Origin of the sequence: Nocardiopsis trehalosi NBRC 14201 (assembly GCF_001552555.1) — a bacterium.
GTDB lineage: Bacteria > Actinomycetota > Actinomycetes > Streptosporangiales > Streptosporangiaceae > Nocardiopsis_B > Nocardiopsis_B trehalosi.
In genome coordinates this window covers 1-15,651 of the sequence record NZ_BCRK01000149.1, presented here as the reverse complement: position 1 = coordinate 15,651, position 15,651 = coordinate 1, and the positions used below count along the sequence as shown (strand labels likewise).

The 15,651-nt window shown below is 76.4% G+C and carries 15 protein-coding genes; 5 read left to right on the top strand and 10 right to left on the bottom strand.

The window, feature by feature from the left end; genetic code table 11:
* Positions 1-48 precede the first annotated feature (48 nt).
* Positions 49-1,035 (top strand): aldo/keto reductase, encoded by a 987-nt coding sequence (locus NT8_RS21410; RefSeq protein WP_067972628.1) that lies wholly within the window; start codon positions 49-51, stop codon positions 1,033-1,035.
* Between the two features lie 31 nt (positions 1,036-1,066).
* Here the strand turns inward: NT8_RS21410 and NT8_RS21405 are convergent, their stop codons facing one another.
* From NT8_RS21405 to rfbA, 8 genes are all read right to left on the bottom strand, one after another.
* Positions 1,067-2,572, bottom strand: coding sequence for an amino acid adenylation domain-containing protein (locus NT8_RS21405; protein ID WP_245646266.1), 1,506 nt, complete (start codon positions 2,570-2,572; stop codon positions 1,067-1,069).
* Positions 2,569-3,714, bottom strand: coding sequence for an acyl-CoA dehydrogenase family protein (locus NT8_RS21400; protein WP_067972625.1), 1,146 nt, complete (start codon positions 3,712-3,714; stop codon positions 2,569-2,571). The genes NT8_RS21405 and NT8_RS21400 overlap by 4 nt, the downstream gene beginning before the upstream one ends.
* The gene (locus NT8_RS21395) at positions 3,699-4,754 is read right to left on the bottom strand and encodes a ketoacyl-ACP synthase III family protein (RefSeq protein ID WP_067972621.1); all 1,056 of its coding nucleotides are present in this window, start codon (positions 4,752-4,754) and stop codon (positions 3,699-3,701) included. The genes NT8_RS21400 and NT8_RS21395 overlap by 16 nt, the downstream gene beginning before the upstream one ends.
* 41 nt (positions 4,755-4,795) lie before the next feature.
* Positions 4,796-5,626 carry an SAM-dependent methyltransferase gene (locus NT8_RS21390; protein ID WP_067972618.1) on the bottom strand — a complete coding sequence of 277 codons (831 nt, stop codon included), beginning with the start codon at positions 5,624-5,626 and terminating at the stop codon, positions 4,796-4,798.
* Positions 5,623-7,146 carry an aromatic amino acid ammonia-lyase gene (locus tag NT8_RS21385; protein WP_067972616.1) on the bottom strand — a complete coding sequence of 508 codons (1,524 nt, stop codon included), beginning with the start codon at positions 7,144-7,146 and terminating at the stop codon, positions 5,623-5,625. The genes NT8_RS21390 and NT8_RS21385 overlap by 4 nt, the downstream gene beginning before the upstream one ends.
* Positions 7,143-8,270, bottom strand: coding sequence for a class I adenylate-forming enzyme family protein (locus NT8_RS21380; protein ID WP_067972613.1), 1,128 nt, complete (start codon positions 8,268-8,270; stop codon positions 7,143-7,145). Before NT8_RS21380 ends, NT8_RS21385 begins: the two co-directional genes overlap by 4 nt.
* A 102-nt stretch (positions 8,271-8,372) precedes the next feature.
* Positions 8,373-9,386 (bottom strand): dTDP-glucose 4,6-dehydratase, encoded by a 1,014-nt coding sequence (rfbB, locus tag NT8_RS21375; protein ID WP_067972610.1) that lies wholly within the window; start codon positions 9,384-9,386, stop codon positions 8,373-8,375.
* A 6-nt stretch (positions 9,387-9,392) separates the two neighbouring features.
* A complete protein-coding gene (rfbA, locus tag NT8_RS21370; protein WP_067972606.1) occupies positions 9,393-10,280 on the bottom strand; it encodes a glucose-1-phosphate thymidylyltransferase RfbA in 888 nt (295 codons plus the stop codon).
* Positions 10,281-10,545: 265 nt separating this feature from the next.
* On the opposite strand from rfbA, the gene NT8_RS21365 reads away from it, so the two are divergent.
* On the top strand, positions 10,546-11,799 hold the full coding sequence (locus NT8_RS21365; protein WP_067972603.1) for a nucleotide disphospho-sugar-binding domain-containing protein: 1,254 nt from the start codon (positions 10,546-10,548) through the stop codon (positions 11,797-11,799).
* Positions 11,800-11,849: 50 nt separating this feature from the next.
* Here NT8_RS21365 and NT8_RS21360 read toward each other — a convergent pair whose 3' ends face one another.
* Positions 11,850-12,434: a hypothetical protein gene (locus NT8_RS21360; RefSeq protein ID WP_157515924.1), complete on the bottom strand. Its 585-nt coding sequence runs from the start codon at positions 12,432-12,434 to the stop codon at positions 11,850-11,852.
* 270 nt (positions 12,435-12,704) lie between these two features.
* On the opposite strand from NT8_RS21360, the gene NT8_RS21355 reads away from it, so the two are divergent.
* Together NT8_RS21355 and NT8_RS21350 are read left to right on the top strand one after the other, a co-directional pair.
* Complete coding sequence (locus NT8_RS21355) at positions 12,705-12,980, top strand: hypothetical protein (RefSeq protein WP_067972598.1); 276 nt, start codon at positions 12,705-12,707, stop codon at positions 12,978-12,980.
* Positions 12,977-14,323, top strand: a complete 1,347-nt coding sequence (locus NT8_RS21350) for an NAD(P)/FAD-dependent oxidoreductase (RefSeq protein WP_067972595.1) — start codon at positions 12,977-12,979, stop codon at positions 14,321-14,323. Before NT8_RS21355 ends, NT8_RS21350 begins: the two co-directional genes overlap by 4 nt.
* Before the next feature lie 41 nt (positions 14,324-14,364).
* On the opposite strand, the gene NT8_RS21345 is transcribed toward NT8_RS21350, so the two are convergent.
* A complete protein-coding gene (locus tag NT8_RS21345) occupies positions 14,365-14,712 on the bottom strand; it encodes a hypothetical protein (RefSeq protein ID WP_067972592.1) in 348 nt (115 codons plus the stop codon).
* Between the two features lie 288 nt (positions 14,713-15,000).
* On the opposite strand from NT8_RS21345, the gene NT8_RS21340 reads away from it, so the two are divergent.
* Positions 15,001-15,603 (top strand): GNAT family N-acetyltransferase, encoded by a 603-nt coding sequence (locus tag NT8_RS21340; RefSeq protein ID WP_067972589.1) that lies wholly within the window; start codon positions 15,001-15,003, stop codon positions 15,601-15,603.
* Positions 15,604-15,651 lie beyond the last annotated feature (48 nt).

Below are 15,651 nucleotides of genomic sequence, written 5' to 3'. Positions count from 1 at the left end.
GCCGGCCGCCCGTAGCCGGCCGGCGCCCGACGCGACGAAGGAGCGACGTTGCAGTACGCACGCCTGGGCCGCACGGCCCTGGAGGTCAGCCGGCTCTGCCTGGGGACGCTCAACCTCGGCGTCAACACCACGCGCGAGGAGGCGTTCGCGCTGATGGACGAGGCCGTGGGCCTCGGCGTGAACCTGTTCGACACCGCCAACCACTACGGCTGGGAGACCTACCCCGGCTCCACCGAGGAGCTGATCGGGTCGTGGCTGGCGCAGGGGGCGGGCCGCCGCGACCACACCGTCCTCGCCACCAAGGTCTACAACCCGATGAGCGACCGGCCCAACGACCGGGGGCTGTCGGCGCGGCACATCATCCACTCCTGCGAGGGGTCGCTGCGCCGCCTCGGCACCGACTGGATCGACCTGCTCCAGATGCACCACGTCGACCGCAACGCGCCGTGGGAGGAGGTGTGGCAGGCGATGGAGACCCTGGTCGCCCAGGGCAAGGTGCGCTACGTGGGGTCGTCCAACTTCGCCGGGTGGCACCTGGCCGCCGCGCAGGAGGCCGCCGACCGGCGGCACTTCCTGGGGCTGGTGTCCGAGCAGTGCGTGTACAACCTCGTCACCCGGCACGCCGAGATGGAGGTCATCCCGGCCGCCCGCCACTACGGGATCGGGGTCCTGGTGTGGTCCCCGCTGCGCGCCGGGCTGCTCAGCGGGTCGGTGCGCAAGCTGCGGACGGGCACGGCGGTCCGGTCCGGCCGCGCCAAGGGGCGGGCGGCCATGGAGGAGCACCGGGCCACCGTCACCGCCTACGAGGACTACTGCGACGCCATCGGCGCCGACCCGGCGGAGCTGGCGCTGGGCTGGGTGCTGTCGCGGCCCGGGGTGACCTCGGCCATCGTCGGCCCGCGCACCGCCGCCCACCTGCACGGCGCGGTGCGCGCCCTGGACGCCGCCCCCGCCCCCGAGGTCGAGGCCCGCCTCGACGCCCTGTTCCCGCCGGTGGGCAAGGGCGGCCCGGCGCCGGAGGCGTGGGCCTGGTAGCCGGCGGCGGCCGGGCGGGTGCTCGGGCGGGTCAGCCCGCGGCGGTCAGCGCGTCGCGGTCGACCTTGCCGTTGCCGGTGCGCGGCAGCTCCGCCACCAGGCGCACCCGGTCGACCACCATGTAGGGCGGCAGCCTCTGGGCGCTGTGCCGCTTGAGCGACAGCACCCCGGGGCGGGCGCCCGGGACGGGCACCACGAACGCCGCCAGCGCCGCGTCGAGCCCGGCGCCGTGCACGACCACCGCCGCTTCGGCCACCTCGGGGTGGGTGGCGAGGACCGACTCGACCTCCCCGGCCTCGATCCGGTACCCGCGCACCTTCAGCATGCGGTCGCGGCGGCCCAGGAAGTCGAACGCGCCGTCGGCGCGCACCCGGACGAGGTCGCCGGTCCGGTAGGGCCCTTCGAGGTCGGGGGCGCCCCAGTAGCCGCGCATCACCGTCGGCCCCTCGACCACCAGCTCCCCGGTCTCCCCCGGTCCGGCGGCGGCGCCGTCGGGGCGCACCGCCCGCACCCGGTCGCCGCAGGCGGCCCGCCCGATGGGGACGGGGGCGTCGCGCCGCAGGTCCTCGGGGCGCACCTCGTGGAAGGTGCAGACGTTGGTCTCGGTGGGCCCGTAGAGGTTGAGCAGCCGGGCGCCGGTCCACCGGGCCAGGTCGCGCAGCGGGGCGATGGGGAACGGCTCGCCGGCGAACAGCACCGCCCGCAGGTGCGGCGGGGCGGGGCGGTCGAGCAGGCCGCCGTCGCGCATCATCAGGGCCAGCGCCGACGGCACCGAGTACCAGACGGTGACGCGCTCCCGGTGGAGGTGGTCCACCAGCAGGGCGGGCGCGAACGCCGCGTCCTCGGGGACCAGGCTCACCGCCGCCCCGGCGGTGAACGCCGCGTACAGGTCGAGCACGGACAGGTCGAAGGTGAACGCCGCGTGGTTGGCCAGCCGGTCGCCGGGGCCGACACCCAGCTCGCGCACCGCCCAGTCGACGAACGCGCGCGCCGCGCCGTGGGTGATCCGCACCCCTTTGGGGCGCCCGGTGGAGCCGGAGGTGTAGAGGACGTAGGCGAGGTCGCCGGGGCCGGTCCCGGGGTCGGGGAACGGGCCCGGCGGGGCGTCCGGCGCGGCGGTGCCGAGCACCGGGGTGCCGGGGCCCAGGAGCGCGCGCAGCGGCGCGGCGCCGCCGGGGTCGGCGACCACGGCCGCGGCCGCGCAGTCGGCGGCCAGCGCCGCCGCCCGCTCGGGCGGGGCCGACGCGGCGACGGGGACGTAGCAGGCGCCGACCCGCAGCGCCGCCTGGGTGGCGGCGACGGCGGCGGGGCTCTTGGCGGCGCGCACGACGACGCGGTCGCCGCGGCCCACCCCCCGCTCGGCGAGCGCCCAGGCGAGCGCGTCGGCGTGCCGGTCCAGTTCGGCGTAGGTGGCCGTCCCGGCGGGTCCGGTGACGGCGGGGGCGCCGGGGGTGCGGGCGGCCGCGTCGCGGACCGCGCGGTGCAGGCTCCCGGGGTGCGGGCTCCCGGGGTGCGGGTCGACGCGGTCCGGGCTCACAGTCCGCTCTCCCGGGCGACGATCTCCCGCTGCACGTCGCCGGTGCCGGAGAACACCAGGGCGGGCACGGCGTCGCGGAGCCGCTGCTCGACGCCGCCGCCGGCCAGGCAGCCGAGCGCGCCGAGCACCTGCACCGCGTCGATCCCGTTGGCGACGGCGGCCTCGGCGACGGCGGTCTTGGCCAGCGCCCCGGCGGTGGTGGCCTCGGCGCGGTCGCGGTCGAGCAGCCAGCACGCCCGGTAGAGCAGCAGCCGGGCGGCCTCCAGGCGCTGCCGCATGGCGGACAGCCGGTGGGAGACCGCCTGGAAGGCGCCGATGGGGCGGCCGAACTGGCGGCGGGTGCGGGCGTGGGCGAGGCAGCGGTCGAGCTGCTCCTCCATCGCCCCGAGGTAGATGGCGGGCAGCGCGGCCCGCTCCCACGCCATGGAGTGCTGGAACACCGCGCCGCCCTGCCCCTCGGCGCCGAGCCGGCGGGCGGCGGGCACCCGGCAGCCGGCGAAGGTGACGCGGGCGGCGGCGCAGCCGTGCAGCCCGATCTTGTCCAGCACCGGGCCGACGGTGATGCCGGGCAGGTCGGCGGGGACGGCGAAGGCGGTGAGGCCGAGGAACCCGGCGTCGGGGTCGGTCACCGCGTAGGCCACGTAGACGTCGGCGATCGGCGCGTTGCTGACGAACGACTTGGCGCCGTCGAGCACGTAGGCGTCGCCGTCGCGGCGCGCGGTGGCGGCCATCGCGGTGACGTCGGACCCGGCGCCGTCCTCGGTGGCGGCGTTGCCCGCCACGAGGGCGCCGGTGGCGAGCCCTTCGAGCAGCGGGCCCCGGGCGGGCTCGCGGGCGAAGTCGCGGACGGGCACGGCGCAGGCGAGCAGGTGCGCGGCGACGGCGAACGGCAGCCCGGCGTCGGTGGCCGCCCACCCGGCGTCCTCCAGCAGCAGGGCGGTGTCCAGGCAGCCCAGCCCGCCGCCCCCGGCGTCGGCGGGCAGGCAGGCGCCGACCAGGCCGAGTTCGGCGGCGGCCGTCCAGTCCTGGCGGGTGACGTGGTCGCGGGCGGTGCGCGGGGGCGTGCCGCCCAGGGCGGCGCGGGCGGCGGCCCGGGTGCGGTCGCGCCGCTCCCGCTGGCCGGGGGTCAGGTCGAAGTCCACGCCGCCCCCTCCCCGGCCGGGTCCTCCACGCGCACCACGGCGCAGGAGACCGTCAGCCCGGACCCGATGCCGCCGAGCACGACGTGGTCGCCGGGGGCGACCGCGCCGGTGGACAGCAGGTGGTGCAGGCCCAGGACGGGGTCGCTCGCCCCGATGTGCCCGATGCCGCGGGCGTAGTCCCAGGTGGACCGCTCCGGGCCGATCCCCATGATCTCCAGCCAGCGGTGCTCCTGGGCGCCGGGCGCGAGGCTGTTGAGGACCACCCGGGCGACGTCGCCGGGCACGATGCCGGCCTCGCCCAGCACCCGGCCCGCGAGCAGGATCATCTTCTTCTGCAGGGTGACCCAGAGCCGGGTGCCGTCACCGGTCTCCTCGACGTGCGCGGTGAACTTCTCCATGCGGGAGCGCAGGTCCAGGGTGGCGCCGACGGTGGCGCGCGGCGGGAAGTCGGGTTCGCCGAACCGGTGCAGCCCCTCCATCTCGGGGACGGCGGCCGTGCCGACGGACAGCACGCGGACCCGGCCGGGGGTGCGCCCCAGTAGCAGGGCGCCCGCGCCGTCGCCGAACACGAAGTCGCCGGAGCGCCACCGGTTCACCCCGGGGGTGCCGTAGTTGTCGGCGGCGACGAGCAGCGCGGTCCCGCCGGACGGCCCGGCGGCGAGGTAGGGCGCGGCCAGTTCCAGGGCGTTGAACAGCCCGTTGCAGCCCTGGCGGACCTCCAGGGCGACGATGTCGCCCAGGTCGAGCTCCCGGTGCAGGTGGTACTGCGGGAACCAGCCGTCGGGGCCTTGATGCCAGGTGTCGGCGTAGAGCAGCAGCCGCACCGCCGCCGGGTCGGCCCCGGCGTCGGCCAGGGCGTCGCGCGCGGCGCGCAGGGCCATCTCGGGGGCCGGCAGGTCGCCGGCGACCGCGGCCCCGGTCATCTGGTGCTCGGCCGCCTCCTCGGCGGTGCACAGCCCGGCGCGGACGGCGTCGCGCACGCTCTCGGTCTCCGGCACGAAGCGGCCGAGCCCGGTGATCCACAGCTCCGGCGTCTGCACGTGTCACCTTCCAGGGTGCGGGTCGTGTGGGCGGGGGCGGGTCAGTCGCGGGTCCAGGGGCCGGCCGCCCAGGCGGGGCGGCGGCCGGTGAACACCCGCAGCGGGGCGGGCACCGGGCGCAGCAGCAGGGTGCCGAATCCGAGGACGCCCCGGTAGCCCTGCAGCCACGCGTCGCGGTAGTCGGCCATGTAGCGCAGGATGTTGCGTCGCGCGGCGGGGTCGGCCTCGGCGAACCCCCAGTCGGCGAGGCCGCGCACGCACGCCCAGACGAACCCGTCCCACTCGCCGGGGGTGCTGACGTAGCCGTGCACCGGCGCCCACCCCGCGTCCAGGGCCGCCGCGACGACGCCGTCCAGGTCGGTGTGCTTGTCGGCGCCGATGCCGAGGGCGGCGAGCGCGGCCGCGTCCGGCGGGCGCTCCCAGAACGGTTCGCCGAGGAGCAGGTGGCCGTCGGGGCGGACGTGCGGGCGGAGCCGGTCCAGGGTGGCGCGCACCCCGCCGAAGGCATCGCACAGCCCCATGCAGAGCACCAGGTCGGCGGGGTCGCCGGGGGGCAGGGCGGTGCCGTCGCCGACGCGGGCGTCGAACCGGTCCGCCAGCCCCCGCTTGTCGGCGGCGGCCCGCGCCTTGGCGACGTGCGCCGCCGACACGTCCACGCCGGTGCCCCGGGTACCGGGGTGGAGTTCGAGGGCGCGCAGCACCCAGGCGCCCAGGCCGCAGCCGACGTCGAGCACGTGGGCGCCGGGCGCCAGCGGGACCCGGTTCAGCAGCCGGTCCACCGACTCCGCGGAGACGGGGTTGACGATCGGGTGCTCGGCGTCGTCGAGCCGGTTCCACACCGCCTCGCTGTCGATCTCGTCGTAGGCGGTCACCGCGCCACCGCCTCCTCGGGGGCGCGGTCGGCGCCCTCCGCCGCGGTCCAGCCGTCGGCCGCGGCGGCGAGCACGTCGCGGGCGGCGCGCACCTCGGCGGCCAGCGGCCGGTCCCGGCCCAGGGGCGGGCAGGCGGCGGCGAGCGCCGCCCACGGCTCCCCGGCGGCGGGCGCGTCGGGGGTGAGGGCGGCGAGCTGGGCCGCGCCCACGCCGAGCGACCCGATGACCAGCCACGCCAGGTCGACCGCCTCGGTCAGCGCGTTGGCACCGTTGAGCGCCATGGGGACGTGGTCCTGGTTGCCGTTGTTGGCCGGCAGCGCGGTCAGCGACGCGGGGGCGGCGAGCTGGCGGATGCGGGAGGTGAACGAGGTCGCGCTGAGCTGCACCCCGGCCAGGCCGCTGCCCGCGCCGGGGCGCGGGGTGAGCATGGGCGGCAGCCCGCCGTTGGTCTCCGACGCGCACAGCAGGGCGAGCTGCCGGTCGGCGAGGAACGCCACCTGGTGCAGGGCGAGCGCGAGCTGGTCGGAGCACAGCCCCACGGGCATCGCGTGGAAGTTGCCGCCGTGCAGCACCTCGCCGTCGAAGACCGGGTTGTCGGTGCACCCGGCGGCCTCCCGGACCAGGACCTCCTCGGCCGCGTCGAGCTGGTCCCAGACCGCGCCGAGGACCTGGGGGGCGCAGCGCAGGCTGTAGGGCTCCTGGAGCGGGCGGGCCGGGTTCCACCGCGGTTCGGCGGGCAGGTGGGCGCGCACCAGCCGGGCCGCGGTCATCTGGCCCCGCTGCCCGCGCACCCGGCTCAGCGCCGGGGAGTACGCCTGCGGGTTGGCGCCGAGCAGCGTCACCAGGCGCCCGGTCAGCGCCGCGGCGGCGTGCGTGACCCGCCGCACGGCCCGGTGGTTGGCGATGGTGACGGCCAGCGAGACGCTGCTGCCGTTGACGAACGACAGCGCCTCGCGCGCCGACCACTCCACGGGGGCGGCACCCAGGCCGCGCAGCACGTCGGCGGCGGGCCGCAGCCGCCAGTCGCCGCCGGGGCCGCGCTCCCACGCCTCGCCGGTGCCGGCGAACGCCAGCGCGGCGGCGGCCAGCGGCTGCAGGTCGCCGCTGGCGCTGACCGTCCCGTCGCGCGGGATGGCCGGGGTGAAGCCGCGGTTCCACAGGTCGGCGAGGACCGCCCAGAACTCGGGGGCGGTGGCCGAGTAGCCCTGCCGCATGCCGGTGAGCCGCAGCCACACCACCGTCCGGCACACGTCGGGCGGCAGCGGCCGGCCCTGGGCGGTGCCCAGGTGGGCGATCAGCCCGCTGCCCTGCTCGAAGCCGGACTCCGCGGCGGGGAAGGCCACCAGCGGGCCGAAGCCGCGGGTCACCCCGTACACCTCCTGGCCGTCGGCGACGGCTTTGGCCAGCAGGGTGGCGCCGGCCCGCATGCGGGCGGCCTCGGCGGGGGTGCAGTCGGGGAGCCGCGCGTCCCACCGGGTTCGCGCCGCGATGGAGTCGAGGGTCTGCTCTGGGCTGGTCACTGGCCACCTCTCACGGGGGGTGCGTCGGGCTCGGGCTGGACGTGGCGGAGCTTGCCGGTCTCCGACCGGTCGATGCGGTCGACGGAGCGCACCCGCCGGGGGCGGCACCCCAGCCGGTCCAGGGCCGCCCGCAGGTCGGTGCCGGAGGGCCCGCCGCCGGGGCCGGGCACCACGAGCAGGTCGAAGTGCTCGCCCACGAACGCGTCGGCGACGGGGGCGCACGCCAGGTCGGCGCAGTCGAGGGCGGACCGCAGCTCCTCCTCCAGGCGGTCCAGGTCGAGGCGGCGGCCGTTGACGTTGACCAGGCGGCCGCGCCGCCCGGCGAACGTGAACGTCCGCTCGCCGGTGACCCGCACCCGGTCGTCCATCTCCCACACCGGCGGGGGCGCCCCGTCCTCGGCGAGGGCCAGCCGCGGGGAGCGCACGGTCAGCGGCGCCTCCCCGGCGGCGGGGCCGGCGAAGCGCACGTCCGCGCACAGGGTCCAGGGGTCGGCCGGGTCGCGGGTGGCGCCGGCGCGGCGCCGCCGCACCGCGACGGCGCCGGTCTCGGTCGACCCGAACAGCTCCAGCAGCCACCCGGCGCGGCCGCGCGCGTGCACCGCGTCGAGCAGGTCGAACGCCGCCGACGGCAGCACCGCGGTGCTGTGGACGAAGTCGGCGCGGGCGGCGCCGTCGAACCAGGCCCGGCGGCGCAGCAGGATGCCGAAGGTCCACGGGATCGCGGCGACCGCCCACCGCCGCCCGCCGGGGTCGGGCAGCCGGGCGCCCGCCGGGAGGTAGTGCACGGGCACGCCCAGCCGGGCGGGCACCAGGACGGTGGCGATCGTGCCGTAGAGGTGGCGGGGCGGGGCGAACGCCAGGACCGCGTCGGGGCGGCCGTCGGCCGACACCAGGTCGGCCACCAGCCCCGCCTCGGCCCACAGCTGGTCGGCGGTGCGCTCCCAGCGGCGCCGCCGCCCCGTGCTGCCGGAGGTGTGGAAGGCGGTGCGCGCGGGCAGCGCCGCGCGGACCAGGGCGGCGGCGTCGGGCACCGCCGACCAGTCCACCGTCCACGGGTGCTCGGTGGCCTCCGGGTCGCCCAGGGCGCCCAGCAGCCGCTCCGGGTCCGGCCGTCGTTCGGTCACGTTCCCCCCCTTTCCGGGGTGTACTGCCGGCGGGACGCCGCGGCAGCGGCGCGGGCGCCGCCGGGCGTCCCGCCAGCGGGACGGCACGGCGGCGCCGGGCGGTCAGTCCGCGGCGGGGCCGGCCGGCGCCGGGGCGCCGTTGACCCGCTTCTTCAGCGGCTCCCACCAGGTGCGGTTCTCCGCGTACCAGCGGACCGTGCGGGCCAGGCCCTCGTCGAAGGAGAGGCGGGTGCGGTAGCCCAGCTCCCGGGCGATCTTGGAGCAGTCGATCGAGTACCGCCGGTCGTGGCCCTTGCGGTCGGCCACGTAGCGCACCATCGCGCGGTCGCGGCCCAGTTCGGCCAGGACCCGGGAGGTGACCTCCTCGTTGGTCATCTCCACGGCGCCGCCGATGTTGTAGACCTCACCCGGCACGCCGCGCTCGGCCACCAGGGCGATGCCGTCGCAGTGGTCGTCCACGTGCACCCATTCGCGCACGTTGCTGCCGTCGCCGTAGAGCGGCACCGGTTCGCCGTCGAGCAGGTTGGTGATGAACAGCGAGATCAGCTTCTCGGGGAACTGGTAGGGCCCGTAGTTGTTGCAGCAGCGGGTGGTGACGACCGGCAGCCCGTAGGTGCGGTGGAAGGCGCGGGCCAGCAGGTCGGCGGCGCCCTTGGACGCCGCGTAGGGGGAGTTGGGCTCCAGCGGGTCGCCCTCGGTCCACGAGCCGTGGTCGATGGTCCCGTACACCTCGTCGGTGGAGACGAGCACGAACTTGGCCACCCCGGCGGCCAGCGCCGTGTCGAGCAGCGCGAACGTGCCCGCGACGTTGCTCATGACGAAGTCGGTGCCGTCGGCGATCGAGCGGTCGACGTGGGTCTCCGCGGCGCAGTGCACGACCAGCGACACCCCGTCGAGGACGGAGGCGAGCAGCCCCCGGTCGCAGACGTCACCGTGGACGAAGCGCAGCCGCGGGTCGTCCATGACCGGGGCCAGGCTCTCCAGCGTCCCCGCGTAGGTGAGTTTGTCCAGCACCACCACCTCGGCGCCCGCGAATTGCGGATAGGCGTCGGTGAGGACCCGCCTGACGAAGTTCGATCCGATGAATCCGGCGCCGCCAGTGACCAGCATTCTCATGCACTTTCACCTTTGCTGTGTGCCGTTCCAGTGCCGAGCCGCGTCCATGACATACCGGCCGTACGGCGAATCCTTCATTTCCACGCCCAACCCGTAGCACGCTTCGGCGTCGATGAATCCCATACGCAGGGCGACCTCTTCCAGGCAGGCGATTCTGCGGCCGTGTTCGCGGGCGAAGGCCGCAGCATATCCGCTGGCCTCCAGAAGCGACTCCTCGGTGCCCGCGTCGATCCACATGACATCGGAATCAAGCGTTACCAGCCGCGCCTTACCGCGGTCCAGATATGCCCGGTTGACATCCGTGATCTCCAGCTCGCCGCGCGCCGACGGGCGGAGGCCGCGCGCGATTTCCACCGCGTCGGCGTCGTAGAGGTAGAGGCCGGTGACGGCGTAGTCGGACTTCGGCAGCTCGGGTTTCTCCTCGATCGACACCAGCCGCCCGGACGGGTCGACCTCGCCCACCCCGTACCGCTCGGGGTCGGCCACCTTGCTGCCGAACAGCACGCACCCGTCGACCGACGCGGCGGCGCCGCGCAGCAGGTCGGGGAAGCCGGGGCCGTGGAACAGGTTGTCGCCGAGGACCAGCGCGCTGGACCGGCCGGCGATGTGCTCCTCGCCGATCAGCAGGGCCTCGGCGATGCCGCGCGGGCGGCGCTGCTCGGCGTAGGCGAAGCGCATTCCGAGCCGCGCTCCGTCGCCCAGCAGGGCCCGCAGCGCGCGCAGCGCGTCGGGGGCGGAAATGACGAGGACATCGCGTATGCCCGCCGCCATCAGGGTCGAAATCGGATAGTAGACCATCGGCTTGTCGAAGACGGGAAGGAGTTGCTTCGACGTCACCCGGGTCGTCGGGTGGAGCCGTGTTCCGCTCCCCCCGGCCAGCACAATGCCCTTCATCGGATCTCCCGCTCGGGTTAGGGTATGGGGGCCGCCCCAGGCGCACGCCTCCGGATAACGGATTCCGGCGTACTCCGCACGCCTTTTTACGCGACCGCGGTCCGAACGGAGGACGGCGCCCCCGGCCGCGACCGGAGCGCGGCCCACACCTGGGCGGAATCGAAGACCAGGACCACGGCGACGAATATAGCCGCCCACCCCCTCCGCATCAACGGCCATACTTTCCACGTCGAATTGACGGTTCGAATACCGAAATGGAGGCGCCGTGCGCATCCTGTTGGCGAGCTACGCGGACAGTTCCTATTTCTTCGGCATGGTCCCGGCGGCGTGGGCCCTGCGCGCCGCCGGCCACGAGGTGCGGGTCGCCTGCCAGCCGGCGCTCACCGAGGCCGCGGTCGACACCGGGCTGACCGTGGTCCCCGTCGGCCGCGACCACATGCTCAGCGCCGCCGCCGACGGCGACACCCCGCCGCTCTCCCTCTCCGCCGACGGCCTGGCCCGGCTCGGCTGGGCGGAGCTGAGCGCCGCCTACAGCGGGCTGGTCATGTGGTGGTGGAAGCCGATCAACGAGCCCCTGCTGGCCGACCTGGTGGCGTTCGCCCGCGAGTGGCGGCCCGACCTGGTGCTGTGGGAGCCCACCACGTTCGCCGGGGCGGTCGCCGCCGAGGCGGTCGGCGCCGCGCACGCCCGGTTCCTGTGGAGCGTCGACCTGCCGGGCCGGCTGCGCGCCGCGTTCCTGCGGGCGGCCGCCGACCGGCCGCCGCACGAGCGCGCCGACCCGGCCGAGGAGTGGCTGACCGCGTGCGCCGCCCGCCACGGCGTGCCGTTCTCCGAGGAGCTGGTCCGCGGCCGGTTCGCCGTCACCCAGCTGCCCGCGTCGCTGCGCGGCGACGTCGCCGGGCCGGCCCCGCTGGCCGTCCGGCACGTCCCCTACGCCGGGCACGCGGTGCTCCCCCGCTGGCTGCGCACCCCGCCGGAGCGGCGCCGAATCCTCGTCGACTGGCGGGCCTGGAGCGCGGGCGGCGACGCGAGCGGCCGGGCGCTGCTCGACACCGTGCTCGCGGGCGCCGCCGGGGTCGACGCCGAGGTGGTGCTCGCGCTGCCCGACGAGGGCGTCCGCGGGCCCTACCCGGTGCCCGAAGGCGTGCTCACCATCGGCCCGGGCGCCTACTACGCGGTGGTGCCGACCTGCGCCGCCGTGGTGCACCTCGGCGGGTTCGACACCTACTGCACGGCGCTGCTGCACGGGGTGCCGCAGCTCATCGCGCCCGAACCCGGCCTGCTCGACGCCGCTCTGCTCGCGGGGGCGCTGCGCGACGCCCGGGGCGGCGACGTGCTGCCGGCCGACGGCACCCCTGAGGGGGTGCGCGCCGCGCTGGAGCGGCTGCTCGGCGACGCCGCCGTCGCCGAGGGGGTCGCGCTGCTGCGCAAGGAGGTCGGGGAACTGCCGGCGCCCGACGCGCTGGTCCCGGCCCTGGAGGAGGCCGCCGCCGCGCACCGTCCGGCGGCGCGGGGCTGACCGCGCCCGCCCGCGTCCGGCGCCGCCACCGGGGCGGCGCCGGACGGGTGTCAGCCGGCGGCCAGCCGCTCGGCGGCGGGGGCCCCGGTCGCGTCCCACCGCTCCCGGTAGACCGCGAACACGCGGGCCGGCCGCCGCTCGCCGCCCACCAGCACGTGGTCGGGCAGCACCGCCTCCTCGACGGCGGCGTCGGGGACGTCCGCCAGCCCGGGGACCGTGCGGCCGGTGGTCCAGAGGTAGACCTTGCGGAGGCGCCACACCGCGAACGCGTAGTTGACGGTGAGCACCGTCGCCGCGGCGAGGGCGCCGCCCGCCGCCGCCGTGTCGACGGCCACGCACGCCTTGGCGTGGCCGGCGTGCGGGCTCACCTCGCACAGCGCCGCGTGCCCGATCTCGCGCCCGTCCCCGGAATGGACGACGGAGAAATGCGCGGGCGGCGCCGGGCGCTCCGCCGTGAACCGGCCGGGGATCTCCACGAACGGCCGTCCGGGCCACAGCGAACCGGCCGCGAACTCGTCCTCCGGTGGAATTCCGGTGAGCCCCAGCGCGGAAAGTCGGGCGTACACCTGCCGCCCCGTCGACGGCGCGGTCGCCCGCAGTTCGATACCCGCCGCGGCGGTATGCGGAAACAGCACGTCCACTCGCCAACGCCCCTTTCGCCGCGGGCCCGGAGGCGGCCCGCCGGCACGGTCGCCGAACGGTCCCGCCGGCGGGACACCGTTCCGTGGAACCCGCGCGGACCGGGGCGGACGCGCCCCGCGCGCGGTTCCCGGCGCACGCTACCACCCCGCCGCCGGAGGCCGCCGTGGTAGAACGGCTCCGCTCTCCCGAACACCCGTTGTCCCGGGCGCGTTCTCCGGGGCGCCGCCATTGTGCCCGAATTCCACGGGAAGGAAGCGCCGCATATGCTCGACACCACGCAGGAGAAGATCGAGGAGGACCTCCTCCATTTCATCCGGGAGCGATTCCTCGACGGCGACCCGCAAGGGGAGCTGACCGTCGAATCCCCCCTCCGCGAATGGGGCGTGCTGAATTCCCTGAACTCCGCGATCCTGCTCAACCACATCCACACGGGTCCGGCCGCGTCGGTGTCCATGGAGCGCATCGACGCGCGGGCCTTCACCAGCGTGCGCAGCATCGCGGCGATGCTCGTCGCGGCCGCGCGGGAGGGGGCCGAATGACCCCGGACTTCGACGCGATCGTCGTCGGCGGCGGACCCGCCGGGTCGACCGCGGCCGCCTACCTGGCGCAGGCGGGCATGTCGGTGGCGGTCGTGGAGGGCGCGGTGTTCCCCCGCCCGCACGTCGGCGAGTCCCTGGTGCCCGCCACCACCCCGGTGCTGCTGGAGACCGGCGCGCTGGAGGCGGTCGACGCCGCCGGCTTCCCCCGCAAGTACGGCGCCTCGTGGACCACGGCCGAGTCGCGGCGCATCCCGCACGCCGGGTTCACCAACCTCAGCCACGACTGGGCGGCCAAGGTGCAGTTCGTGGAGCGCGACCAGGAGGGGGTCGACCGCGACTTCACCTACCACGTCGACCGGGGCCGGTTCGACCTGCTGCTGCTGAAGAACGCCGAGGAGCGCGGCGCCACCGTGTTCTCCGGGGTGCGGGTCACCGGCGTCGACTTCGACGACCCCGACGTGGTGCGGGTGACCGCGCGCCTGGGGTCGGCCGAGGTGCCGCTCACCGGGCGGCTGCTGGTCGACGCGTCGGGGCGCCAGACCCTGCTCGGCCGGCTGCTGCGGATGAAGGTGCCCGACCCGGTGTTCGACCAGTACGCGGTGCACACCTGGTTCGACGGCCTCGACCGGTCCGCGCTCGCCTCCCACCCCAAGGAGGTCGACCACATCTTCGTCCACTTCCTGCCGGTCAAGGACAGCTGGGTGTGGCAGATCCCCATCACCGACACCATCACCAGCGTCGGCGTGGTCACCCAGAAGTTCCGGTTCCGCGAGGCCGCGACCGACCGCGAGGCGTTCTTCTGGGACTTCGTCAACGGGCACCCGGCGCTGAGCGCCGCCCTGGGCAAGGCCGAGCGGATCCGCCCGTTCAGCGCCGAGGGCGACTACAGCTACGCCATGAAGGCGATCGCCGGGGACCGCTACGTGCTGATCGGCGACGCCGCCCGGTTCGTGGACCCCATCTTCTCCAGCGGGGTGAGCGTGGCGCTGAACAGCGCCCGGATCGCCTGCCGCGACATCGTCGCCGCGCACCGCGCGGGCACCGGGTTCGGCAAGGCGGCGTTCTCCGGCTACGAGGACACGCTGCGCCGCGCGGTGTCCTACTGGTACGAGTTCATCAGCATCTACTACCGGCTGAACATCCTGTTCACCGCGTTCGTCCAGGACCCGCGGTACCGCGTCGACGTGCTGCGCATGCTCCAGGGCGACGTCTACGACGGCGAGGAGCCGAAGGCGCTCCAGGCCATGCGCGACGTGCTGGCCGTGGTCGAGGGCGACCCCGACCACCCCTGGCACCCGTTCCTGGGCACGCTGCGCGCGCCCACGATGGCGCCCCTGTTCTGACCGCCACCGGGCCCCGGGGGGCGCGGCCCGCGCCCCGGCGGTCAGCCGGTGCGGCCGGTGGCCCGGCAGAAGTAGCAGGGCGCCCCGGCGTCGGCCCCCGTGCCCGAGCAGCGCGGGCACGGCTGGGTGGCCACCACGCCGCGCGCCGCGAGCGCCTGCACCTCGGCGCGGCGCCGCTCGCGTTCGCGGTAGTCGCCGACGAGCCGCTGCAGCGAACCGTCGGCCCCCATGGCGGCCAGCCGCTCGGGCAGGTTGGCGGCGCCGCCGTGGTGCTCGCGGACGAACCCGGCGACCACCACGGCCTCGCCGATCCCGGCGTCGGTGGTGGTCATGATGATGCTGGTGGGCATGGCGGAGGTGCGCGGGGAGGCGCCGGCGGGGTCGTCCATGGGCGGGCCTTCGGAACGGGGGCGGTGCACGCCTTCACCCTAGACGCGGCGCGGCCGGTCGCGCAGGGCGTCGCGCGGACCCGCGGCGGGGCCCCGCGGGTCGCACGGCCGCCCCGGCGGACGGGGCCGGGGGCCGACCGTGCGGAGGATACCGGCGCCGCGTCCGGCCGTCACAACGGCGGCCGGATCAGGCCACCGGCACCCCCGACCCTCACGCGGCGCCACCGTGCGCGCACGCTCCGGTGCGGCGTGGTCGGGGCGGTGGCCATGATCGGGTAGAACGAACCGGTGACGACACCGGTGATCACGCCCCGGACCCTGGAGGCGGGCGGGCTGCTGCTGCGCCCCTGGGAGGCCGCCGACGAACCCGCCGTGACCGCCGCGCTGCGCGACCCCGGCGTCCTGCGCTGGGCCGCCGGGCGGGGCGCCGCGGAGCTGCCGGAGGCCGACCGCGGCCGCGCCTGGCTGGCGCCGCGCCTCGCCGGGTGGTCGGCCGGGACCGCCGCGTTCGCGGTGGTCGACGCCGCGACGGGGACGCTCGCCGGGTCGGTGGGGCTGCGCGACGTCGACCGGCTGCCCGGCCAGGCGGTCGCCTCGTACTGGACCGCGCCGGCGTCGCGCGGGCGGGGCGTGGCGGCCACCGCGCTCGACGCCGCCGCCCGGTGGGCGTTCACCCCCGTGGGCCGCGGCGGGCTCGGCCTGCACCGGATCATCCTCGACCACGCCCTGGTGAACACCGGTTCGTGCGCGGTGGCGGCCCGCGCCGGGTTCCGGCTGGAGGGCACGATGCGGGACCACTTCATCGACCCGGGCGGCCGCCGTCACGACTCCCACCTGCACGCCCGCCTCGCCACCGACCCGCACCCGGCCGGCCCCGCCCGGCGCGTCTAGGGAGTGTTTTTTGAAGACTTCCGGATCAGCGAGCGGCCTCCAGGGCGG

Excerpts from the sequence above, each read along its gene's own strand:
- NT8_RS21355 (WP_067972598.1), top strand. The coding sequence starts at position 12,705 with ATGCTCGACACCACGCAGGAGAAGATCGAGGAGGACCTCCTCCATTTC.
- NT8_RS21345 (WP_067972592.1), bottom strand. The coding sequence starts at position 14,712 with ATGGACGACCCCGCCGGCGCCTCCCCGCGCACCTCCGCCATGCCCACC.
- NT8_RS21350 (WP_067972595.1), top strand. The coding sequence starts at position 12,977 with ATGACCCCGGACTTCGACGCGATCGTCGTCGGCGGCGGACCCGCCGGG.
- rfbA (WP_067972606.1), bottom strand. The coding sequence starts at position 10,280 with ATGAAGGGCATTGTGCTGGCCGGGGGGAGCGGAACACGGCTCCACCCG.
- rfbB (WP_067972610.1), bottom strand. The coding sequence starts at position 9,386 with ATGAGAATGCTGGTCACTGGCGGCGCCGGATTCATCGGATCGAACTTC.